Annotated in this window: 20 protein-coding genes; 14 read left to right on the top strand and 6 right to left on the bottom strand. The window is 62.0% G+C overall.

The window, feature by feature from the left end; all coding sequences use genetic code 11:
- Window positions 1-34 precede the first annotated feature (34 nt).
- Both BTW07_RS16215 and BTW07_RS16210 read left to right on the top strand, forming a co-directional pair.
- Window positions 35-238 (top strand): hypothetical protein, encoded by a 204-nt coding sequence (locus BTW07_RS16215; RefSeq protein WP_075571219.1) that lies wholly within the window; start codon window positions 35-37, stop codon window positions 236-238.
- Window positions 239-336: 98 nt separating this feature from the next.
- On the top strand, window positions 337-954 hold the full coding sequence (locus tag BTW07_RS16210; protein WP_075571218.1) for a LysE family translocator: 618 nt from the start codon (window positions 337-339) through the stop codon (window positions 952-954).
- Between the two features lie 34 nt (window positions 955-988).
- On the opposite strand, the gene BTW07_RS16205 is transcribed toward BTW07_RS16210, so the two are convergent.
- Both BTW07_RS16205 and BTW07_RS16200 read right to left on the bottom strand, forming a co-directional pair.
- Window positions 989-1,912 (bottom strand): DMT family transporter, encoded by a 924-nt coding sequence (locus tag BTW07_RS16205; RefSeq protein WP_075571217.1) that lies wholly within the window; start codon window positions 1,910-1,912, stop codon window positions 989-991.
- Window positions 1,913-2,031: 119 nt separating this feature from the next.
- A complete protein-coding gene (locus tag BTW07_RS16200) occupies window positions 2,032-2,802 on the bottom strand; it encodes an SDR family NAD(P)-dependent oxidoreductase (protein WP_075571216.1) in 771 nt (256 codons plus the stop codon).
- Between the two features lie 444 nt (window positions 2,803-3,246).
- Here BTW07_RS16200 and BTW07_RS16195 point away from each other — a divergent pair, with 444 nt between their 5' ends.
- Window positions 3,247-4,506: an acyltransferase family protein gene (locus BTW07_RS16195; RefSeq protein WP_075571215.1), complete on the top strand. Its 1,260-nt coding sequence runs from the start codon at window positions 3,247-3,249 to the stop codon at window positions 4,504-4,506.
- Window positions 4,507-4,812: 306 nt separating this feature from the next.
- On the top strand, window positions 4,813-5,862 hold the full coding sequence (locus tag BTW07_RS16190) for an oxidoreductase (protein WP_075571290.1): 1,050 nt from the start codon (window positions 4,813-4,815) through the stop codon (window positions 5,860-5,862).
- A 90-nt stretch (window positions 5,863-5,952) separates the two neighbouring features.
- On the opposite strand, the gene BTW07_RS16185 is transcribed toward BTW07_RS16190, so the two are convergent.
- Both BTW07_RS16185 and BTW07_RS16180 read right to left on the bottom strand, forming a co-directional pair.
- Window positions 5,953-6,996, bottom strand: a complete 1,044-nt coding sequence (locus BTW07_RS16185) for a 2-keto-3-deoxygluconate permease (protein ID WP_075571214.1) — start codon at window positions 6,994-6,996, stop codon at window positions 5,953-5,955.
- 128 nt (window positions 6,997-7,124) lie between these two features.
- Window positions 7,125-8,690 (bottom strand): UxaA family hydrolase, encoded by a 1,566-nt coding sequence (locus BTW07_RS16180; RefSeq protein ID WP_075571213.1) that lies wholly within the window; start codon window positions 8,688-8,690, stop codon window positions 7,125-7,127.
- A gap of 214 nt (window positions 8,691-8,904) precedes the next feature.
- On the opposite strand from BTW07_RS16180, the gene BTW07_RS16175 reads away from it, so the two are divergent.
- A complete protein-coding gene (locus BTW07_RS16175; protein ID WP_075571212.1) occupies window positions 8,905-9,843 on the top strand; it encodes a LysR family transcriptional regulator in 939 nt (312 codons plus the stop codon).
- A 120-nt stretch (window positions 9,844-9,963) separates the two neighbouring features.
- Complete coding sequence (locus BTW07_RS16170) at window positions 9,964-10,326, top strand: hypothetical protein (RefSeq protein ID WP_075571211.1); 363 nt, start codon at window positions 9,964-9,966, stop codon at window positions 10,324-10,326.
- A gap of 180 nt (window positions 10,327-10,506) precedes the next feature.
- On the opposite strand, the gene nudE is transcribed toward BTW07_RS16170, so the two are convergent.
- Window positions 10,507-11,100 (bottom strand): ADP compounds hydrolase NudE, encoded by a 594-nt coding sequence (nudE, locus tag BTW07_RS16165; protein WP_075571210.1) that lies wholly within the window; start codon window positions 11,098-11,100, stop codon window positions 10,507-10,509.
- A 141-nt stretch (window positions 11,101-11,241) separates the two neighbouring features.
- On the opposite strand from nudE, the gene BTW07_RS16160 reads away from it, so the two are divergent.
- From BTW07_RS16160 to rsd, 8 genes are all read left to right on the top strand, one after another.
- Window positions 11,242-11,901 (top strand): HAD-IA family hydrolase, encoded by a 660-nt coding sequence (locus BTW07_RS16160; protein ID WP_075571209.1) that lies wholly within the window; start codon window positions 11,242-11,244, stop codon window positions 11,899-11,901.
- 47 nt (window positions 11,902-11,948) lie between these two features.
- Window positions 11,949-12,341: an RNA-binding S4 domain-containing protein gene (locus BTW07_RS16155; protein ID WP_075571208.1), complete on the top strand. Its 393-nt coding sequence runs from the start codon at window positions 11,949-11,951 to the stop codon at window positions 12,339-12,341.
- Window positions 12,342-12,438: 97 nt separating this feature from the next.
- On the top strand, window positions 12,439-13,311 hold the full coding sequence (gene hslO, locus BTW07_RS16150; protein ID WP_075571207.1) for an Hsp33 family molecular chaperone HslO: 873 nt from the start codon (window positions 12,439-12,441) through the stop codon (window positions 13,309-13,311).
- 212 nt (window positions 13,312-13,523) lie between these two features.
- Window positions 13,524-15,104, top strand: a complete 1,581-nt coding sequence (locus BTW07_RS16145) for a phosphoenolpyruvate carboxykinase (protein ID WP_075571206.1) — start codon at window positions 13,524-13,526, stop codon at window positions 15,102-15,104.
- Between the two features lie 277 nt (window positions 15,105-15,381).
- Window positions 15,382-17,760: a Tex family protein gene (locus tag BTW07_RS16140; RefSeq protein WP_075571289.1), complete on the top strand. Its 2,379-nt coding sequence runs from the start codon at window positions 15,382-15,384 to the stop codon at window positions 17,758-17,760.
- A gap of 228 nt (window positions 17,761-17,988) precedes the next feature.
- On the top strand, window positions 17,989-19,560 hold the full coding sequence (gene gshA, locus BTW07_RS16135) for a glutamate--cysteine ligase (protein ID WP_083941976.1): 1,572 nt from the start codon (window positions 17,989-17,991) through the stop codon (window positions 19,558-19,560).
- Window positions 19,561-19,688: 128 nt separating this feature from the next.
- Window positions 19,689-20,243, top strand: a complete 555-nt coding sequence (locus tag BTW07_RS16130) for a disulfide bond formation protein B (RefSeq protein ID WP_144076938.1) — start codon at window positions 19,689-19,691, stop codon at window positions 20,241-20,243.
- Window positions 20,244-20,292: 49 nt separating this feature from the next.
- Window positions 20,293-20,811, top strand: coding sequence for a sigma D regulator (gene rsd / locus BTW07_RS16125; protein ID WP_075571205.1), 519 nt, complete (start codon window positions 20,293-20,295; stop codon window positions 20,809-20,811).
- A 127-nt stretch (window positions 20,812-20,938) separates the two neighbouring features.
- Here rsd and BTW07_RS16120 read toward each other — a convergent pair whose 3' ends face one another.
- Window positions 20,939-21,595 (bottom strand): histidinol-phosphatase, encoded by a 657-nt coding sequence (locus BTW07_RS16120; RefSeq protein WP_075571204.1) that lies wholly within the window; start codon window positions 21,593-21,595, stop codon window positions 20,939-20,941.
- Window positions 21,596-21,668 lie beyond the last annotated feature (73 nt).

Raw genomic sequence — 21,668 nt, 5'->3', positions numbered from 1 at the left:
GGCGTGACGATCGGCATGACATGAGGAGAAAGGTGTGTTCAATAGCGAGAAACGGCGGCGGTCGCGTTATGTGATCACGTCGATCTGGGGGTTACTGGCCATGGTACTGTTGAGTGCCTGCAGTTATCACCCGGCGCGGATCGACCCGGAACCGCCGGTCATCATCGGCGATGGCGATCATCGCCACGGCGATGGTGACTTCTGCCCGCCGGGGCAAGCAAAAAAGGGTAACTGCTGAACCCCGGCGGTTCGCGAAACCCGAGCGGCAGCGCACTTGCGCTGCCGCTTTTTTGGATCGGATAATCGGTACTCGCCGACATCGGAATACTGACCCTCATGACACCCGAAAGCGCTGCCACCTATCTGCTGGCGATTTTTCTGTTCGCCATCACTCCCGGTCCGGGGGTGTTCGCCCTGATCGCTACCGGCATGAATGCCGGCTTCCGAGGGTGTCTGTCACTGGCAGTCGGCATGACGCTCAGTGACGTGCTCTACCTGCTGCTTGCCACCTTCGGTCTGGCGACCCTCGCCGAGCACTGGGGGGAAGTCTTCGGGGTTATCCGGGTTCTGGGTGCGCTCTACCTGTTCTACCTGGGTTGGAAACTGTGGACGAGCTCGACCCAGGACGAGGAAATGCCAGCGACTGGCGCCAACGGCGGAGCGCTTGCTGGCGTGACGCAGGGTTTTCTGATCTCCGCGTCCAATCCCAAGGTGATCCTGTTCTACATCGCTTTCCTGCCCACGTTCGTCGATCTGGATCGGCTCGGGGGCGCTTCCTTGACGCTACTGGTAGCGCTGACCGTCGTCGGCCTGATGAGTGGGCTCTGCCTGGTCGCGGCAGGTGCGGCGCGGACACGGCGGATCTTTCGCTCGTCCCGCGCCCAGCGGCGCCTGAATCGGGGCGCCGGATCGCTGATGATCGGCGCCGGTGCGCTGCTGATCGCCAAGAGCTGAACGAAGGGAACCGCATGGCACGCCGTCGCCGGGCTCACGCTTGCCGGTTGCGGGGCTTGCGGCTGACCAGGGCGACGCCGGCGGCAGCGATCGCCATGCCAAGCCAGGAGACCGCGGGCATGGGTTCATCGATCAGCCACCAGGAAAACAGCGCCGCGCACGGCGGTACCAGATAGAAGAGCGCCGACACTCGCGAAGCCTCTCCGCGACGGATCATCGCCAGCAGCAGCGATATCGCGATCAGCGAGTTGCCGATGACCAGGTAAGCCAGCGAGCCGACGAGGGCACCGTCCCAGTCGAGCGTGAAGTGGCCGAACAGCACGATTAGCGGCAGCGTGGTGAGCAAGCCGGTGAAGTACTGAATCAGATTGGCACTGACGGGATGCAGCGGCTGGCCGTAGCGCTTTTCGTACAGCGTCGCACCGCTCATGCCGAGCAGGGCGGCGATGGTCAACAACAAGCCGCCCGTGGTTATCCCCTCCACCGTCGATCGGCCCAGAATCACCACTACGGCGCCGACGAAGCCCAGCCCGAAGCCGAGCCAGCGCCGCGTACCGATGGTTTCTCCGACCATCGCCGGGGCGGCGAGCGCGACCAGGATTGGCTGCAGTGACACCACCAGCGCCACGACGCCGGCGGAGCTGCCGAGCGCAAAGGCGCTGTAGCAGCAGCCGAAGTAGACGGTCTGGATCAGGAACCCGACCACGGCCTGATGGCCCCAGGCGCTGAGCCGGGTCGGCATCGGCGGGCGTAGCCACAGCCAGACCGGCAGCATGATCGCCAGCACGAGCACGAATCGCAGACCCAGGAAAAGCAGCGGGTCCACGTGCTGGGTGCCGATCTTGGCAACCGGAAACCCCAGCGACCACAGCAACAGGAAAAGCCCGGGGGCCGCAGTGAGCCAAAGGGGTGGCCGCTCGCGAGCGGAGGTCGCCGCGGCGGAGGAGGAATCAGACATGTCGATCCGTGATTGTGATTATCGAGAGTGCCCTTGGTGGCAAGCGCGGTCGAGCATCGAGATTGCTCTCCATCGTCTGCAATTTCCAGTGAGTCGCGGGCTTCCCTTCCGCTCGGCGTTCATCCGTCTCGATTGACCGACAGGCCACCCCAGGACTGGCACACCGGCATGATCTCGAGGCGGTTGATGTTGAGATGCGGCGGTAACGTCGCGGCCAGGAAGACCTGCTCGGCGACATCCTCCGGCTGGATCGGCTCCACGCCGCCATAGAGCTTGTCGTGAGCGCTCTGATCCCCTTTCATTCGCACCAGCGTGAATTCGGTTTCCGACATGCCGGGGGCGATGTCGGTGACGCGAACCCCTGTGCCTCTGAGATCGCAGCGCAAGTTGTAGGAAAACTGATTGACGAACGCCTTGGACGCGCCATAGACGTGGCTGCCCGGGTAGGGCCACAGCGCGGCGGTGGAGCTGATGTTGATGATGGCGGCACCGCGACCGACCCCGATCAGTGTCGGCAGCAGCGTCCGCGTCACATTGACCAGCCCGGTGATGTTGGTGTCGATGACGGTTTTCCAATCGTCCAGGTTGGCTTCCTGGGCCGGGCCGGCGCCCAGCGCCAGACCGGCATTGTTGACCAGTACCTTGACCGCCTCGAAGGCAGCAGGCAATTCGTCGATCACCCGGGCAACGGCTTCACGGTCTCGGACATCCAGCGTGGCGACATGAACCGGGACCTTGCCCTCGAGCTGCTGTTTGACCGCGTCCAGACGCTCCTGACGCCGGCCGCTGAGTACCAGAGCCCATCCAGCCTCGGCAAAGCGATGGGCGCAGGCGCGCCCGAATCCGGATGTGGCACCGGTGATGAACGCGACGGGGGGATTGTGGCTCATGCAGACTCCTGATCCGGAAAAAGTGAAGGATGTCGACGCCGAACGAAGACATGACGGGATGATCGGGCCAGGCCGGTTCGCCTTTATCAGACTAGCGCATTCCCGATCGGAAATACCGCGGTTGGAAGATGACTACCGTGTCGTTCATTGGCGACAGGGGTGGCGGCTTTGTGTAAAACCCGGTGATTGCCGATACGCATTGATGAATGTTGTTGCCGTCTGATTACGTTTTGGCGACGATATCCCATCGTTCGCGCTGATCCTCGCGGTTCGGCCAACTCCCAAGGCATCACGTTTCTCGTAAACCCTTACGATCTTCGAACTGGCCGCACTCTTCTCGGCGTTTTATCAGCCACGGTATCAACCACTCGGGGATGGCTTCTCGAAGTCCTGTCTGCAGATCGGATCGACGGATGTCGTCTGGCGGTATGAAAGGAGGTGGCGATGTCCACTATCAAGCGGCAGCGTTATTACGGGCTGGAGTGGCTTCGGTTTCTCATGGCGCTGTGGATGGTCGCCTACCATTTCGGGGGCATCTACAGCGACATGCCCGATATGCTGAGAGGCGTCATCGGCATGGGCTTTTTCGCCACCAGCACGTTTTTCATGCTATCCGGGTTCCTGCTCGCTCACGTGGCGCTGGATCACGCCGGCGAGATGAAAATGTACGGGCCGGCGTTCGTCGCCAGACGATTGTGCAATCTCTACCCGATTCACGTGATGACCATGCTGTTATCGATCGGGCTGCTGTTGCTGCAATATCCGATTCGGCCCGAAGGGGTCTACGTCTACTTCAACACTCACCCGTACTACCCGCTGAGCGACGAAGCGCGCGCGGCATTTGCGGAACGTATCTCGTGGCCGAGTGCGCTGGGGCATATCGCGCTGCAGTTGACATTGCTACAGGCCTGGGAGCCTCGCTTTCTGTGGTTGAACGGTGCGTCCTGGTCGATTTCGGCGTTACTTTTCTTCTATGCCTGCTTTCCCTGGTTGGCCCCGCGACTGATGCGGCTCCAGCGTTGGGGGCTGGTGCTATTGGGTGTCTGGGGACTCTATGCGCTGGGTCCGCTGGTGGCGACGCTGGCAGGCTCGTTCGACTACGTGACGGTCGGCGTCCTGCATCGTAACCCGTTATTCCGGTTGCCCGAGTTCCTGACGGGCATCCTGCTCTACCGCGCCTGGCAATCGGAGCGCGTGAGCGAGCTGTTTCGACGTTTTCGCTATCCGCTGCTGGCCGCCGGACTGTGCGGCGTGCCGATCGGTATCTGGCTACTGAAGCTGGATGGTCTGCAGCTTTACTATCTGACCCACAATGGACTGCTGCTGCCGTTCCAGGGACTGGTACTGCTGAGTGTGTGTACGTTTGGCGCCCCTGAGAGCGCGACGATACGCGCCTGGGCCCAGCGCCTAGGAGAATCGGCATTGTGTATCTTTGCCCTGCACACCCCGCTGATCGGGCCGACTGCGAGAGCGACACGCTGGCTTCTACAGCGATGGCACGAAAGCTGGATCGCGGACAGCAGCAACGCGGCGCTCAAGTTCGCGATTCCGCTATGGACGATGGCTTTCCATCTCGCGCTGATCGTCGTTCTGGCGTTGCTAATGCAGCGCTTCGTGGTCGCTCCGATGCGACACTGGATGGAGGCGAGACTACCGTCGGCGTGGCAGCAGCGTCGGCTGCCGTTGGTCATCGCCAAGGCTTGATGGCCGACGCTATCTTTCTCTCTTTCTCTCTTTCTCTCTTTCTCTCTTTCTCTCTTTCTCTCTCCTCTCAAGCTCGGTGCATGTTTCTGTCTCGAGCGCCGATTCCCTCTACCTGATGTCCAGGCTAGCTTGACGTTGGCCGTTGGCGTCGCGCTGGCAAGGCGGCGGCGTCGGCCTGCGGATCCTGTGGCGCGCCTCCATCGTTTGGGGTAAATCATTGCCTTGAAGGATGCGATATCCTTGGAAATTCGTGCTTCGCCGGTCGTTCGGCAAAGCGATCGCGAATTCATCTCTAAGGGACGCCGCATGAAGGAATCCATCCGCGTGGGACTGGTCGGCTATGGCATGGCCGGCAAACGATTCCATGCGCCTTTGATCTCCGCCCAGGAAGGGCTTTCGCTGGTGGCCGTGGCGAGCCGGGATGCCGACAAGGTTCATGTCGACTGGCCGAGCGTGCCGGTGGAGCCGACGCCGCAGGCGCTTTTCGCCCGCGATGATATCGATCTGGTCGTGATTCCCACGCCGAATGCGACCCACTATCCGCTGGTCAGCGAGGCACTGGCTGCCGGCAAGCATGTCGTCGTCGACAAGCCGTTTACCGTGACGGCGGACGAAGCCCGCCAGTTGTGCGAGCAGGCCGCTGACGCGAAGCGTTTGCTGTCGGTGTTTCACAACCGGCGCTGGGATGCGGATTTCCTGACCGTGCGTCAACTCATCGATACCCGGTCGCTGGGCCGGATCGTGCATTTCGAGTCGCATTTCGATCGTTACCGGCCGGAAGTCGCGCAGCGTTGGCGTGAAGACCCGGCGCCGGGGGCCGGTGCCTGGTTCGATCTCGGATCCCACCTGCTCGACCAGAGTCTGGTGCTGTTCGGGATGCCGGATGCCATCTCGCTCGATCTCGCCTGTCAGCGCGAAGGAGCCAAAGTCGACGACTACTTTCACGCCGTACTTCGCTACCAGGAGTGCCGCGTGATACTGCATGGCGGTACGCTGGTGTCTGTCCCCGGGCCCCGTTTCACCGTTCACGGGACGCGGGCCAGCTATGTCAAGCACGGTCTCGATCCACAGGAAGACATGCTCAAGCGCGGCGATCGTCTGCCGTCGCCGTACTGGGGGGAAGATTGGCGCCACGGCATGATGACGGTGGGTCAGGTGCGGGAGGGCATTCAGCCCGAGTTGCACGAGGTGGCGACCCTGCCCGGCGACTATCTCGCCTACTATGCCGGGGTACGCGATGCCATTCAGAACGGGGTACCGCTCCCGGTGACGGCGGAAGACGCACTGACAGTCATGCGAATGCTGGAGGCCGGCATTCGAAGCGCCGAGTCGGGGCAGGTCGTCACCCTGTCCTGATGCGGTTCGGCGTCGCCATCAGTCACTGCAATGGATCGAGCCAGCGAATGCGCTGGCTCGAATCGTTTGGGGCACTGGTATCCAGAACGGTCACTTCATGATTGCCTCAGACCGCACCAGGTTGGATGCATCGCCGATTTCCGCAACTTCCTTTCGTGTTTCTTCCGGTGATCGCAGCTCGCCGTTGCGTTTGAGCAGCCACGAGGCGATGGCTGGTGCCATCAGGGCGGAAACCAGTACGCAGGCTGCGACCTGGGTCGTTGCGACGCCGACATAGGATTGGAGCGAAGGATCGGCCGCGGCAGCGATCGCTGGCGTCGCAATGGAATTACCGGCAGTGGTTCCAGCGGCGAAGCCGATGCCGCTACGTGGACCGCGTTTCAGCAGGTATCGATAGCCTAGATAGACTAGTCCTCCGGTAAAAGGGGCGACGATCAAGCCCAGCGCCAGTCCGGTAATGCCTCCATGTAATACATCGGTGAGATTGATGCCGGTGCCGAGCCCGAAGGAGAAAAATGGAATCACCATCTCCGGTACCGGACGCAGAACCTCGGTCCATTTTGGATCGAGGTTGCCCACCAGAATGCCCAGCAATAGCGGAATGATCGCGGCCATGAAGACTTCCAGAGGAATGTCTGCCAGCCCCGATGCTCCGATCAAAATCAGGGTGAAGAACGGACCATCATTGATCGCGCTGGCGATGTAGGCGCCGCGATCACGTTGATCACCGTAGCGTCCGGTAAAGGCGAGCCAGATACCGCCGTTACTGTTATCCATCGCGGCCAGCATGGCCAGAATCGAGATGCCGAACAGGCCGTGCATACCTGTGGTCAAACCGAGCACCGCGATCAGAACACCGGGAATCAGGCTCTTGGTTAAAAGTATGACGCTGGCGGTACCGACAATGGGGCCGGCATTGCGTGGAGTGATCTGCATGCCGGTGGCGAAGATCACCAGGCCCATGAAGGCCATGGCGCCATCCTTGAACAGCGCGGTCGTGAAACTACCGATCTCCAGCGCGGAGGGCGCTAGTGTACCCACGATCGAACCGAGTATCAGCGGCACGATCATCAGGCCGCCGGGAATACGATTGAGTGTGTCGTAGATGGGGATGCGAGATACAGGAGCCGACATGCGATTTTCTCCATGCCTATCATGATCAGACGCCGTCAGCGACGGCGCCCGCTGATTTAAGAGCGAAAAGCCTGGTTGACAAACGGAAGCCCAAATCGCGCACGAAAAGTAGCGGAAGGGCGTTGAATTCAGGTAATGACGCCGATCTGCCAGGGCACGAATTCCTGTTGCCCGTAGCCGTGGCGTTCACTTTGGCTGCGCTCGCCGGAAGCCAATGTCAGAAAGCGCTGGAATATCTGCTCGCCGAGCTGTTCCAGGTTGACGTCGCCGTCGGTCAGGACGCCGCAGTTGATATCCATATCATCCGACTGATGACGCCACAGCGCGGTGTTGGTCGAAAGCTTCATGGATGGCACCGGTGCGCAGCCGAACGCGCTGCCACGGCCGGTGGTGAACGCGATGAGATTGCAGCCGCTGGCCACCTGCCCAGTGACCGAAACGGGGTCGAATCCGGGAGAATCCATGAAGGCCAGGCCGCGTTCGCGCATCGGCTCGGCGTATTCCAGCACTTCGACCAGCGGCGTGGTGCCAGCCTTGGCCACGGCGCCCAGCGATTTCTCGAGGATCGTGGTCAACCCGCCGACCTTGTTGCCGGCCGAGGGGTTGTTATCGAGCGAGGCACCACGCACGCGGCAGAATTCTTCCCACCAATGAATACGCTCGATCAGCTTGTGGGCGACGGCGGGACTGACTGCCCGACGTGTCAGCAGATGCTCGGCGCCGTAGACTTCCGGCGTCTCGGCGAGCACGGCGCTGCCCCCATGGGCGATCAGCCGGTCGACGGCAACGCCCAATGCCGGATTGGCGGTAATGCCGGAGTAGCCATCGGAGCCGCCGCACTGCAGTGCGACCCGCAGATGTTCGGCCGAGCAGGGCGTGCGTTCGACCTGATTGGCCTCGCCGAGCAGCTGCTTGATGTGCCGTATGCCTTCGGCAATGGCCTTGGTGGTGCCGCCGATCTGCTGGATGGTAAAAGGGTGCAGTTTGGGGCCCGGCTTGAGGCCCTGGGACTCGATCAAGGCATCGATCTGATTGGTTTCGCAGCCCAGGCCGATGACCAGCACGGCGGCGAAATTGGCATGGCGCGCGTATCCGGCCAGCGTGCGCTGCAGCATCTGCAGCGCCTCACCATCCGCTGCCACTGCGCAACCGACGCCGTGGGTCAGGGCGACCACGCCATCCACGTGGGGATAGGGCGCCATTGCTTCGGGGTGAACGTCGCGCCGGAAATGATCGGCGATGGCATGAGCGACCGTGGCCGAACAGTTGACCGAGGTCAAAATGCCGATGTAGTTGCGTGTGGCGACTCGGCCATCCGTGCGCTGGATACCCATGAACGTGGCGGTGGGGGAAATCCGCTCGACGGGCGTGACCTCGCTACCGATGGCATAGTCCTGTTCGTGTCCGGCACCTTCGAGGTCACCAATACTCAGATTGTGAACATGGACATGGTCACCGGGTGCAATGGGCTGTGTGGCGCGGCCGATGATCTGGCCGTAGCGGCGAATCATGTCTCCCGTCCGAAGATCCCGGACGGCGATCTTGTGGGCGGCGGGCACCGCTCCTGTCAGGACGATGCCCGGCAGGACCTCGGTCCCCTTGGGTAGCGGTACGCGTGCGATGACGACATCATCGCGTTCGTGCAGGCGAATGATCGAGGCGGGTGCCTCGGTGGTATGGTCGATCAGTGCCATGAATCGGCTCCTCGAGCGGCTGGTGCCACTTTGGTCTATGCGACTTTAGACTTAAAGTCGTTTATAATCAGCGGTTTATTAGGATATTGCTGGTAGCCACACCCTATCCGCTCGCTCTGCAATGCACTACTGAGAGTTACTGATCGAGTGATAACGACGGCGCATTCGGCCAAAGTCTTATTTCTAGTCACATCGTGAGCGAGAGGATTCGTCGATGCCCCCGACGCTGGAAACGTTGATGTCGCGCCTGCGATTGCGCCAGCTGCGTCTATTGATGGCGCTCGACGAGTGCGGCTCCATTCACAAGGCCGCCGAGCAGGTGGCTATCTCCCAGCCCGGCGCGACACGCGCGTTGAACGAGATCGAGTCGACGCTGGGGTCGCCACTGTTCCTGCGAAGCGCGCGAGGATTGCAAGCCAACGATCTGGGGCGTTGCGTAATTCGCTACGCCAGATTGATTCAGACCGACGTGGCGCATCTGCGCGAGGAGATGATCGGTATACAGCAGGGCTACGGCGGCCATCTGGCGGTGGGCGGCACGATGGGTGCCATCGCCGCGATCGTCGAGACCATCGTCAAGGTTCGTGCCGAGCAGCCGTCGCTGTCGCTGCAGGTCATCGAGGATACGAGCGAAGGGTTGTTGCGTCTGCTCGACCACGGGCGGATCGATGTCGCGCTGTGTCGTTCCAACTTCGGTCGGCGCCCGGGCGACTACGAATGCCACGGCCACTTTCCCGAGCCGCTGTGGGTGGTCGCCAATCCCGGGCACCCGCTGGTCGAGGTCGGGCAGCCCGATTTCACCACGCTGGCCAGACAGGCGTGGATCGTCTATCCCGTCAGCATGCCGCGAATGCTGGAGCAGGAGTTCGTGACCGCCGGTCTATCGCAACCGGTGCAGGCGATCGAGATTTCGTCGACATATGCCATTCTGGCGATGCTGGAGCGAGACAAGGGAGTGTTGGCGCTGCTGCCAGAGCGGATTGCGCGCGAGCAGGTGGAGCGGGGCCATCTGGCTCGGGTGAGCTACTGCTTCAAGACGCGCAATCCCGCTTTCGAGATGCTCTGGCGCCGGGATCGAGAGCTGTCGCCGGTCGCGCGACGATTTATCGAATGCTACGACAGCGAGGAACAATCTGGCGGCAAGATTTGCTAACTGACGAATTGTTGTCTAGGTTTTGTATAGATTGCTCAGGCAAGTCGACGTGACACAAGCAGCATTGGCAATGGCTGCTGGGACCGTGTCGCGAATCAGGATGAATTACGGAGGATTCAAATGAAAAAAGTCAACGCCGCCATTTTTGCCGCACTCATCGCTCTTCCGACGGCAGGCGCCTTTGCTCAGGATCAGGCGCCCAGCGTCAGCCCGGAGACCGGCTCGGCCAACACCCAGTCCGGTGACAACACGACCAAAGCACAGGGTGGTACTGCGGCCGGCGACACTAGCGGTTCGCTCCCGACCGAGAACAACCTGCCCGACACTGACAACGCGCAGACCGGTTCTGCCAATACGCAGCCGGGCAGCCTGAAAGCCGAAGGCGGTACTGCGCAGGATACCTCTGCCGCGAAGGGTGCCATGAAAGACGATATGGAAAACAACCACGGCGTCGACTCCGCGCAGGATGTGGACCCCAACTAAGCAGTTTGAAGTCTCGCGATAGAGGCTCCGAAAACTGGCATTACTGTCGACGATCGCCCCGCTGAGCGGGGCGATCGTCGTCTTCAAGGCACGAATTCAAAGCGCGAGCTTCGAGGCACGGACTCGAAGCATGGATTCGGAGGAAACATGGTGGGTCGTACCTGGGTGAAAGTGACAAACCTACCACCAGCTTTCCGATTCACGCTCGCTGCGCAGCTTCTCGCGAGCGATGAACAGCGCCGCAATGGCCCGACCCTCGTGGAAGTCATCGCGAGCCAATAGCCCGACGATGTCGTCGATGGCATGCGTCTCGACGATCAGCGGTTCGGGCTCGTCGCCTTCCAGGCGTCTTTCGTAGAGATCGCTGGCCAGCATCACCTGGATGCGATGATTCATGTAGTTGGGGGCCAGTGACAGCTCCACCAGTGGTTCGATGCGGTTGGCCCCATAGCCGCACTCTTCCATCAGCTCCCGATTCGCTGCCGTGATGATATCTTCGCCGGGATCGACCAGCCCCTTGGGCAGCGTCAGCGTGTATTCGTCGAAGCCCGCCGCGTATTCTCGAATCAGCAGCACGTGATCCGGATCCGGCATCGCCACCAGCATCACCGCACCGCGGCCCTTGCCCTTCAAGCGTTCGAAAGTCCGCTCCGCACCGTTGGCAAAGCGCAGGTCGAGCGATTCGATGGCGAACAGTTCGCTCTGGGCGACATTGCGCCGGGCGAGAATCGCCGGCTTGATCGAGGATTTCGAGGGAGAGTCTGTCGGCACCATGCGGCCTCCGTGCATCGGGCGGGTTGCACTGGGTACAATAATCGACGCTTGTCCTCGTGGGAAATGACCCTGATGCATCCTGGCGAGAATAGGGGCGTTCCGCGAGAGGATTTCCTTCACCTGACGGCCGAGAATTCTCCGATGATCGACTGGAACACGATCGATACCGTTTTCCTGGATATGGACGGTACCTTGCTCGATCTACATTTCGACAGCCACTTCTGGCTCGAGCACCTGCCACGTCGCTACGTCGAGCTGCATCGGCTGGATGATGCGCACCGCTCGGCGCTGGAAGCGCGAATCCTCGATGCCCGTGGATCGCTGGACTGGTACAGCCTGGCGCACTGGAGTCGCGAGCTATCGGTGGATATCGTCGCGCTCAAACGCGAGGTCGCGCACCTGATCGGTTGGCGCGCCGATGCGCTGGCGTTCATGGAGTGGCTCAAGGCGGCGCCGGTGAAGGTCGTGCTGGCGACCAACGCCGATCGCGAGAGCCTCGGGCTGAAATTGCCGCTGACCGGGCTGGATCGCTACGTCGATCGCATCGTGTCGTCGGCGGATGTCGGTGTGCCCAAGGAGCAGCCGGCATTCTGGGACGCCATGCAGGGACTGCATCCGTTCGACCCTGCGCGGAGCCTCTTCATCGATGACAACACCGAGGTGCTGGGCAGCGCGCAGCGTTACGGCATCCGCCATCTGCTGGGCATTCATCAGCCCGACAGCCGCAAACCGGGGTGCAAGCATCCGACGTTTACCGTCGTCGAGCGCTTCGCGTCGCTGATGCCTGCAACGCCGGCTTGAACCCGGGACCAGCGGCCCCCATCTAGGCAGGTCGAGGTAACAGACCCATGAGTGAAACGATACGTATCGACAAGTGGCTGTGGGCTGCGCGGTTCTTCAAGACGCGCCAGCTGGCCAAGAAAGCGATCGAGGGTGGCAAGGTTCGCTACAACGGCGGCCGTGTGAAAACCAGCCGGGCCGTCGAGGTCGGCGCGCTGATCGAGGTGCCGCAAGGCTGGGATCATGCGACCGTCGAAGTCCTGGCGCTGTCGGATCAACGCCGTGGCGCCCCCGAGGCTCAGGCACTCTATGCCGAGACGCCGGACAGCATCGATCGTCGCGCGCGCGAGGCGCACCAGCGGAAGTTGGCCAATCAACTGATGCAGCCGCCGATCAAGCGCCCCGACAAACGCCAACGTCGTGATATTCACCGCTTCCAGCGCCAGCACGGCGACGACTGAACGTTCGGCGCCTGCGCCTTGAACGGTTTCCGACATCCCTTCTGCCATGGCCGGACGAGCGTCAGCGATTCGTCCGGCATCCGACGAGATCCGATTGATGAACGACGAAATTCAGCGCTTCCTCTTCGATGACACCAACGTACGCGGCGAGATCGTGCAATTGGAGACCGCCTACCGAGAAGTGCTCGAGCGTCAGGACTACCCCGAGCCGATTCGATATCAGCTGGGTGAGTTGTTGAGCGCGGTTGCCTTGCTGACCGAGACCGTCAAGCTCGATGGCACGGTCAGCCTGGAAATCCGGGGCAAGCAGGGCGTCGATGTATTGATGGCCGAATCCAGTCCCGGCGGGCAGCTGCGGGCCATCGCACGTTATGACGAGAATCAGGTATTTGCCGACAATGCGACGCTGCGCCAACTGGTGGGCGACGGACAGATCGTGATTACGCTCGATCCCGCCGAAGGCAATCGCTATCAAGGGATCGTGGCGTTGGAGCACGACCGGTTGGCGGGCTGCCTGGAAGAGTACTTCGCGCAGTCCGAGCAGCTGGCCACTCGCCTGTGGCTGAGCGCCGATGGCGAGCGCAGCGCTGGCCTGCTGTTGCAGCAGTTACCGAACGACGCCTCCAATCGTGACCCCGACGCCTGGGATCGCGTCGTTCACCTGGCCGCGACGATTACTGCCGAGGAAATGCTGACGCTGCCGGCGCAGGACGTGCTGTATCGACTGTTCCATGAAGAGACCACCCGGGTGTTCACGCCCAAGCCTCTGGCGTTCGGCTGCACCTGCTCGCGGGAGCGCATCGCCAACGCCCTGCACACTTTCGGGGCCGACGAGCTGCGCAGCATTCTGGATGAGCAGAAAGCCATCGATACGCAGTGCCATTTTTGTCATACGCAGTACCATTTTAGTGCGGCAGAGATCGAGGCGATCATCGACTCCCCGCAGGCGCCGTCGCCGACGCTGCACTAATACCGGCGCTCGGTGGTAGCCGGGCTTCGATCAAGGCGGAATTGACATCGAGCGTTCGGCGTTTGCGCGCCGGGCGCTTTTTGCCATAATGGCGATCCTTTTTCGCCCGCCAGACGCCGAGGTCGCCTGTCCCAGAGTGATGTCACCGGGACGGCGGATCTTCGACGCTGTGATAAAACACGAACAGAGGCCTTAGCGCCCAGGATTGGACAATGACCACCTCTCAAGCCTTCCAGGCTGCCGGCGATTCCCGCTCCGCCAAAGCGCACACCAATTTGACCACCGCCGAGCTGGTCGAATATGCCCTTGTCAGGGGAGAAGGCGTGCTGGCCGCCAATGGTGCACTGGTGGTGGAGACGGGAGCGCGTACCGGACGCTCTACCCTGGACCGCTTCATTGTCGAGGAGCCCTCCACGTCGGATCTGATCGACTGGGGGCAGGTCAATCGTCCAATCGGCCCTGATGTTTTCGATGCGCTATGGGAGCGGGTCGAGGATTATCTGGCGGGCGGCGATACTTTCGTTTCGGAGCTGCATGTCGGCGCCGATCCGGAGTATTACCTGCCGATCCGCGTCGTCACGCAGACGGCCTGGCATTGCCTCTACGGGCGCAATCTCTTCGTGCGTACCGACAACTGGAATCCTAAGGACAAGAGCGAGTGGACGGTGCTAAGCGCGCCCGATTTCGTCTGCGATCCGCAGCGCGACGGCACTCGCTCCGAAAGCACCGTGATGATCAATTTCGCACGGCGCCGAGTGCTGCTGGCGGGCATGCGCTATGCGGGCGAAATGAAGAAGGCGATGTTCTCGGTTCAGAACTTTCTGCTGCCGGAGAAGGACGTTCTGCCGATGCACTGCAGCGCCAACGTCGGTGAAGATGGTGAAACCACGCTGTTTTTCGGCCTTTCCGGCACTGGCAAGACGACACTGTCGGCGGATCCGGAGCGCTACCTCATCGGCGACGACGAGCATGGCTGGGGCGAGGGCACCGTCTTCAACTTCGAAGGCGGCTGTTATGCCAAGACCATCGATCTATCGCGCAAGAACGAGCCGATTATCTGGAATGCCATTCGCTTCGGCACCGTCCTGGAAAACGTGGTTCTGGAGGCGGATCGGGTGCCTGACTACTCCGACGACAGCCTTACCCAGAACGGCCGTGCCGGTTACCCGCTGGAGTTCGTCGACAAGCGCATCGAGGTGAATCGTGCCGGCGAGCCTAACGCGATCATCTTTCTGACCTGTGACATGAGCGGCGTGCTGCCCCCGGTGTCGCTGCTCACCAAGGAAGCGGCGGCCTATCATTTTCTATCCGGCTACACCGCCAAGGTCGGTTCGACCGAGATGGGCTCCACCAGCGGCCTGGAAGCGACCTTCTCGACCTGCTTTGGCGCGCCTTTCTTTCCGCGCCCGGCACATGAATACGCCGAGCTGCTGATCAAGCGTATCGAGGCGTTCGAATCCCGCGTCTACCTGGTCAATACCGGTTGGAGCGGCGGTGCCTACGGCCAGGGCGGCAGCCGCTTCAGCATTCCGACGACCCGCGCCATCATCCGCGCGATTCAGGAAGGCGACCTGAAAAATGTCGAGACCCGTCATATCGACGGTCTCAATCTCGACGTTCCGGTGGCGGTGGAGGGTGTCGATGCCAAACTGCTCGACCCGCGCGACGCCTGGGCCGATCAGGAAGCCTACCGCGAGCAGATGAATGCGCTGGTGGCCAAGTTTACCGCCAACTTCACCAAGTTCGATAACGTCGATACGGCGATCCTGGCGGCCGGTCCGCAGGTGCTCTAGCACGCGACAACGATGCCGATAGCGCCGATGGGGACGCTGACAGCCTCGAGGATGAGGCGGTCAGCCTGCTCGCCGGCGCTGATAGCCCGATCGCTGATGCTTGAAGTGCCGGATCGAAAACCTTGAGTCGCCATGTCCGACGATTGCACGGCAGCCATTGACGGGGATGACCATCGGTCATCCCCGTCCGGTTTCCGGCACGCCGGCAGCGTCGAGGTGTGAGCCATTCGCGCCGGTGTGCTAACGTGGCGCGATCCTACCCATCGTGATGGTTTTCATGTCCAAGATCCAAACCGCAATCATTGCGTTGATCGCCGAAGAACTCGGCGTTCGCCCGCTTCAGGTCAATGCTGCTGTCGAACTGCTGGATGGCGGCGCCACCGTCCCGTTCATCTCCCGCTATCGCAAGGAAGTCACCGGCGGTCTCGACGATAGCCAGCTACGGGCGCTGGAAGAGCGGCTGCGCTACCTGCGTGAAATGGAAGAACGCCGCGAAGCGATCCTGCAGGCGATCGACGAGCAGGGCCAGCTGACCGAGATGCTGCGCGCCGAGCTGAATTCGGCGACCACCAAGCAGCGCCTTGAAGATCTTTACCTTCCCTACCGCAAGAAGCGTCGGACCAAGGCGCAGATCGCTCGCGAGGCGGGACTGGAGCCACTGGCGGACCGGCTGCTGAGCGATCCGAGTCTCGACCCGGAGCGCGAAGCGGCGGCGTTCGCCGATAGCGCTACCGGTGCTGGCCACGGCATCGAGGACGCCAAGAGCGCGCTGGACGGGGCCAAGCAGATACTGATGGAACGCTTCAGCGAAGCGGCCGAACTGGTCGGTCGCCTGCGGGAACGGCTGTGGGAAGACGGCCAGCTTCGCGCCCGGGTGGTCAAGGGCAAGGAGGCGGAAGGGGCCAAGTTCTCGGATTACTTCGAGCACGACGAAGGTCTCGCCAAGACGCCTTCACATCGGGCGCTGGCGATGTTTCGAGGGCGCAAGGAGGGCGTGCTGTCGCTCTCGCTGGCCATGGCCGGCGAAGACGACGCGCCGATTCATCCTGCCGAGGTAGCGATCGCGCGTCATGTCGGTATCGATCTGGGGGCCGAGCAGGCCGCCTCTCGGTGGTTGAAAGAAGTGGTCCGCTGGAGCTGGCGCGTCAAGCTCTACACGCATCTCGAGACCGAATTGATGGGTCGGCTGCGAGAGCGCGCCGAGCAGGAAGCGATCGATGTCTTCGCCGCCAACCTCAAGGATCTGCTGCTGGCAGCACCGGCGGGACCGCGTACGACGCTGGGTCTCGATCCGGGTCAGCGTACCGGGTGCAAGGTTGCCGTGGTCGATGCCACCGGGCGTTTCCTCGAGGAAGCGGTGATCTACCCTCACGCGCCGCAGAAGCGCTGGGACGAGGCGCTGGCCACCCTGGTCACGCTGGTCGAGCGCCATGAGGTGTCGCTGGTGGCGATCGGTAACGGGACCGCCAGCCGCGAAACCGACAAGCTGGCCGCCGAACTGGTCAAGCGCGTGGCGCCGCGCCAGCTCACCAAGGTGATGGTCAGCGAGGCCGGAGCGTCGGTCTATTCCGCGTCGGAGCTGGCGGCCAAGGAGTTTCCCGATCTCGATGTCTCGATTCGTGGCGCGGTATCGATTGCCCGCCGGCTGCAGGATCCTCAGGCCGAACTGGTCAAGATCGACCCCAAGTCGATCGGCGTGGGGCAGTATCAACACGATGTCTCCCAGGTGAACCTGTCCCGCAGTCTCGAAACGGTGATCGAGGACTGCGTCAACGCCGTGGGCGTGGATCTCAATACCGCCTCCAGTGCGCTGCTTTCCCGAGTCTCGGGCCTCAGCACGATGCTGGCCGACAATATCGTCGCGCGGCGTGATCGCGAAGGCCCGTTTCGGACTCGCAAGGAGTTGCTCAGCGTCGACAGACTGGGGCCCAAGACCTTCGAGCAGTGTGCCGGCTTCCTGCGCATCATGGGCGGCACCAATCCGCTCGATGCCAGTGCCGTGCATCCTGAAGCCTATCCGCTGGTGGCGCGCATCGCCGAACGCAATGGGCGTGAGCTGGGCGGTCTGATCGGGGATAGCCGCTATCTCAAGTCACTCAAACCGTCGGATTACGTCGATGACGCGCTGGGAATCGATGCGACGTTCGGGTTGCCGACGGTGATCGATATCCTGGCGGAACTCGACAAGCCCGGTCGCGATCCGCGCCCGGAATTCAAGGCGGCAACGTTCCGTGAGGGGGTCGAGAAGCTTGGTGATCTCGAGCCCGACATGCTGCTGGAAGGGGTCGTGACCAACGTCACCCACTTCGGGGCCTTCGTCGATGTCGGCGTACATCAGGATGGCCTGGTGCATATTTCCGCACTGGCCGACAAGTTCGTCGACGATCCGCGCCAGGTGGTCAAGGCCGGCGATATCGTCAAGGTCAAGGTGATGGAGGTGGACGTGGCCCGTAAACGCATCGGCCTGACGATGCGGCTCAGTGACTCAGCGGGTGAGAAATCGCCAGCGGGCGAGCGCCGATCGAGCGGCGGCCAGTCGCGGGGTGGCGAAGCGAATCGGGGTCGTCAAGCGCGTCAGGGCAACGGCGACCGTCAGCCTGCGCAGCCAGGTGGCGCGATGGCCGAGGCGCTGCGCAAGGCTCAGCGGCGGACATAGCGTCGGAAGCGGCATCGAACATGTCGCCGGGAATGGCGTCGACGGAGAAGTCGTTAGCCTTGAAAGTGCTATCGCCGCCTCCATAATGAGATTTTGCTCGAGGCGGACCGGACAGGAACGAGTCCCGTCCGCCTCGTCGACGCACGGATAAACGGGGGAGTGCTGCTCCTCCAACGAGATAAGGTGTTGAGCGTGTCTGATCAACTCGCCAAGAACGTTGGCCAACTGATGGCGCCGGCCCGCAAGGGATTGCTGGGTCGCCTGCGCCGTGGCATCGAGAAGGAAGGCCTACGCGTCGATGCGAAGGGTGCCATCGTGCAGACCTCTCACCCGCATGCGCTCGGTTCCAAGCTGACCCATCCGCATATCACGACCGATTATTCGGAAGCGCTGCTCGAGTACATCACGCCGGTTTACTGTCGTCCCGCCGATGCACTCTCGTTTCTGGGCGATCTGGTGCGTTTCACCTACCGCAAGCTCGATGACGAGTGGCTGTGGCCGGCCAGCATGCCGGCGCGGCTGGCGGGTAACGACAGTATTCCGATCGCCGATTATGGCACGTCCAACATCGGTACCATGAAGTATGTGTACCGCAAGGGGCTCGACGCGCGATACGGCCGCATCATGCAGTCGATTGCCGGAATCCATTACAACGTGTCGCTGCCGGACGATATCTGGCCGATGCTGCAGGAAATGGAAGGGCGCCAGGAGGAGTCGCTGCAGGGCTTCCGTTCGACGCGTTACTTCGACCTGATTCGCAACTTCCGTCGCAACAGCTGGCTGTTGCTCTACCTGTTCGGTGCTTCGCCGGCACTGGATCGGAGCTTTCTGGGGGAAGAGGGCGGCGATGACCGCTGCGACAAGCTGAAGCCGCTGGGCGACAAGACCCTCTATGCGCCCTACGCCACCAGTCTGCGGATGTCCGATCTGGGTTATCAGAACAAGGTGCAGGAGCAGTTGAAGATCTGCTTCAACTCGCTCTCCAACTATGTGGGGACGCTGCGCAACGCGATCTCGACCGAATGGCCTGGCTATCGCCGGATCGGCGTCGATGTCGATGGCGAATGGCGGCAGCTCAGTGCCAATATCCTGCAGATCGAGAACGAGTATTACAGTGACATTCGGCCCAAGCGCGTGGCGCGACATGACGAGACGCCAACTCAGGCCCTTGAAGCGCGCGGCGTGGAATATATCGAGGTGCGCTGTCTCGATTTGAACCCGTTTCTGCCGCTGGGGATCGACGAGCCGCAGATGCGTTTCATGGATACCTTCCTGCTCTGGTGCCTGCTTTCCGAAAGCCCCTGGATCCCTGACGAGGAGTGCGACCGCCTGGACGACAATCGCCGGCTGGTCGTCGAGCAGGGGCGCGACCCGGCGCTCGAGCTGCAGATCGGGGATCGTCGGGTGTCGCTGCGTGTTCGCGGCCACGAGATCATCGAAGGCATGCGCAAGGTGGCCGAATTGCTCGATACCCTCGAGGGAGACGATCTTCATGTTGCCGCGATTGCCGCCATTGCCCCGCGCCTGGATGACCCCGAGCTGACGCCTTCCGCGCAGATGCTGCGTGCCTTGGAGGCGCATGGTGGCGAGTGGGCGGATTTCATTGCCGATCTGGCCAAGGAGCAGGCGCAGCACTGGCGTTCGACGCCGATGGACGAGGCGCGCGCCGAACTGTTTTCCCAACTGGTCGAGACATCGCATCAACAGCAGCATGACATCGAAGCCGAAGACAGGCTCTCGTTCGGCCAGTTTCTCGCCGAATATTTCCAGCGGGCGAGGGAACCTCGGTCGGCGACGTGAGTCAGTGAACCATTGGCGTTCATCGAGCGTACCCAGGATCGACTGTCGTCGAACGTACTTGTGACCGGCGGTCGTCGAGGATGAAAACCGCCGGCGCGAACGTGCGCCGGCATTCAGTGGGAAAGGACATGCAAATCAAGCATTGGATGGCACAGGCCAGTACTCGTCAGTGGTGTTTGCTGGGCCTCTTGATGTGCTGCTTCATGATGGCCGTCGCTCTCTATCTCCAGTATGGCGTCGGCCTGGAGCCTTGCCCGCTGTGCATCTTTCAACGCGTCGCGGTCATATCCGCGGGTGTCGTGTTCCTGATCGGCGCGATTCACAACCCCGCACGCGGCGGCCGTCTCGTCTACGCGGCGCTCTCTCTGTTGGCGGTGCTGGGTGGCATCGGCGTGGCGGGTCGGCACGTGTGGCTGCAGACGCTGCCTCCGGATAGTGTCCCCAGCTGCGGACCGGGTCTGGATTACATGATGGACATGCTGCCATTGTGGGACGTCATGGCGCGGGTGCTGCACGGCTCCGGAGAGTGTGCGTTGGTCGAGGGGTCGCTGTGGGGTGTGACGTTGCCGCAGTGGACGCTACTGGGTTTCGTCGTCCTGGTCATCATTCCGGTGATGATGATCGTGTCCCGATTGCGCTACAGTGGCAAAACGGTTCGCGAACCGGCGGGGCAGGCGTCCTGAATCGGGTTCGATGCCTCCCGGGAAACAGGCGACGAGGGAGAGTCTGATCATGCTGGAAGATTGCAAAACCGCCCAGGAACGGTGGGGTGGCGTTCATACGCTGATCGATCGATGGCTGGACCAGCGCCACGACATGCTGGTGACACTGGTCGATCTCCGCGAATTCTGCGATGGCGATCTCTCGGCGGTGTCGAAAGAGCGCATCGATGCTTTCAGCGAAGCCTTGATGGATTACATCAGCGCCGGACATTTCGAGATCTATCCACAGCTGCGCGAGGAGGCTAGAGCCTTCGACGACCGCGAAGCGCTCGACGTGGCAGACAAGCTATTGGCCCGTGTCGATGCATCGACGCAGATGGTGCTCGATTTCGATAACGAGTACGCCACGCCAGCGCGCTGTCAGCGCTATACCGACCGTCTTCCCGGCTGGCTCGATAAGCTGGGCGCGACGATGACAGAGCGCTTCGCGCTGGAAGACCAGCTCATCAGCCGTCTGCATGCGGTCCATGCGCCTTCCGCTGCCGACGTGGCGAAGGCGCCTGACGATCGGTCCGTTCGCACCGACTGATGGTGCCTTTCGTTCTACCTGAAGCCCCGGCCCTGGTCGGGGCTTGGCTTTTGTGACGTCGGCAGACTGTCGCAACCCTCCATGCCTGACTCGAACACGGCTCGCCACGCTCGAACGCCGCCGAGGACTAGCGCAGAGACAGTATGCGCCACGCCCGCTCACTCGCCAGGGCTCTGAGCTCGTCGTCGGGATCGACCGCCACCGGCTGGCTCACGGCCTCCAGCAGATAACGATCATTGATCGAATCACTGTAGAACCAGGCGTCGTCCAGGGTCAGGGTGGGGTGATCGTCCAGCCACTGCATGACGCGCGTGACCTTGCCTTCGCGGTAGCTGGGAACCCCTTCGACACGACCGGTGTAGCGTCCATTCTCGCGCTCCGCTTCAATGGCAATGAGATCGTCGACGCCGAGGCGCTCGGCGATGGGGCCGGTAATGAAGCGGTTGGTCGCGGTGACGATCAGCAGGAAATCGCCCCGTTGACGATGCCAGGCCAGCAGCGTCTCGCCCCGCGGCAGAATATGGGGTTCGATCCTGCAGGCCATGAACTGCTGGTGCCAGGCGTTGAGTTGCGCCTCGCTATGCTCGCTCAGCGGTTTCAGCGCCATCGAAAGATACGCCATGATATCCAGCTGGCCGGCTTGATAGTCTTGCAGATACTGATCGTTGGCACGGCGATAGCTTTCGCCGTCCACGGCGCCCTGTTCCACCAGGAATTCGCCCCAGGAATGGTCGCTGTCACAGCTCAGCAGGGTATTGTCGAGATCGAAGATGGCCAGGCTCAAAGGTGGGCTCCCGTGTTGGCGTGCGGCGCGTCTTGGTAGGTCGAAGTCTTTTTGGCCAGGTCTTTTCGGCCAG

Origin of the sequence: Salinicola socius, from assembly GCF_001937195.1 — a bacterium.
Classification (GTDB): domain Bacteria; phylum Pseudomonadota; class Gammaproteobacteria; order Pseudomonadales; family Halomonadaceae; genus Salinicola; species Salinicola socius.
This window is presented reverse-complemented; position numbering and strand designations above follow the sequence as displayed.

Excerpts from the sequence above, each read along its gene's own strand:
- BTW07_RS16210 (WP_075571218.1), top strand. The coding sequence starts at position 337 with ATGACACCCGAAAGCGCTGCCACCTATCTGCTGGCGATTTTTCTGTTC.
- BTW07_RS16205 (WP_075571217.1), bottom strand. The coding sequence starts at position 1,912 with ATGTCTGATTCCTCCTCCGCCGCGGCGACCTCCGCTCGCGAGCGGCCA.
- BTW07_RS16200 (WP_075571216.1), bottom strand. The coding sequence starts at position 2,802 with ATGAGCCACAATCCCCCCGTCGCGTTCATCACCGGTGCCACATCCGGA.
- BTW07_RS16195 (WP_075571215.1), top strand. The coding sequence starts at position 3,247 with ATGTCCACTATCAAGCGGCAGCGTTATTACGGGCTGGAGTGGCTTCGG.
- BTW07_RS16190 (WP_075571290.1), top strand. The coding sequence starts at position 4,813 with ATGAAGGAATCCATCCGCGTGGGACTGGTCGGCTATGGCATGGCCGGC.
- BTW07_RS16185 (WP_075571214.1), bottom strand. The coding sequence starts at position 6,996 with ATGTCGGCTCCTGTATCTCGCATCCCCATCTACGACACACTCAATCGT.
- BTW07_RS16180 (WP_075571213.1), bottom strand. The coding sequence starts at position 8,690 with ATGGCACTGATCGACCATACCACCGAGGCACCCGCCTCGATCATTCGC.
- BTW07_RS16175 (WP_075571212.1), top strand. The coding sequence starts at position 8,905 with ATGCCCCCGACGCTGGAAACGTTGATGTCGCGCCTGCGATTGCGCCAG.
- BTW07_RS16170 (WP_075571211.1), top strand. The coding sequence starts at position 9,964 with ATGAAAAAAGTCAACGCCGCCATTTTTGCCGCACTCATCGCTCTTCCG.
- nudE (WP_075571210.1), bottom strand. The coding sequence starts at position 11,100 with ATGGTGCCGACAGACTCTCCCTCGAAATCCTCGATCAAGCCGGCGATT.
- BTW07_RS16160 (WP_075571209.1), top strand. The coding sequence starts at position 11,242 with ATGATCGACTGGAACACGATCGATACCGTTTTCCTGGATATGGACGGT.
- BTW07_RS16155 (WP_075571208.1), top strand. The coding sequence starts at position 11,949 with ATGAGTGAAACGATACGTATCGACAAGTGGCTGTGGGCTGCGCGGTTC.
- hslO (WP_075571207.1), top strand. The coding sequence starts at position 12,439 with ATGAACGACGAAATTCAGCGCTTCCTCTTCGATGACACCAACGTACGC.
- BTW07_RS16145 (WP_075571206.1), top strand. The coding sequence starts at position 13,524 with ATGACCACCTCTCAAGCCTTCCAGGCTGCCGGCGATTCCCGCTCCGCC.
- BTW07_RS16140 (WP_075571289.1), top strand. The coding sequence starts at position 15,382 with ATGTCCAAGATCCAAACCGCAATCATTGCGTTGATCGCCGAAGAACTC.
- gshA (WP_083941976.1), top strand. The coding sequence starts at position 17,989 with ATGGCGCCGGCCCGCAAGGGATTGCTGGGTCGCCTGCGCCGTGGCATC.
- BTW07_RS16130 (WP_144076938.1), top strand. The coding sequence starts at position 19,689 with ATGCAAATCAAGCATTGGATGGCACAGGCCAGTACTCGTCAGTGGTGT.
- rsd (WP_075571205.1), top strand. The coding sequence starts at position 20,293 with ATGCTGGAAGATTGCAAAACCGCCCAGGAACGGTGGGGTGGCGTTCAT.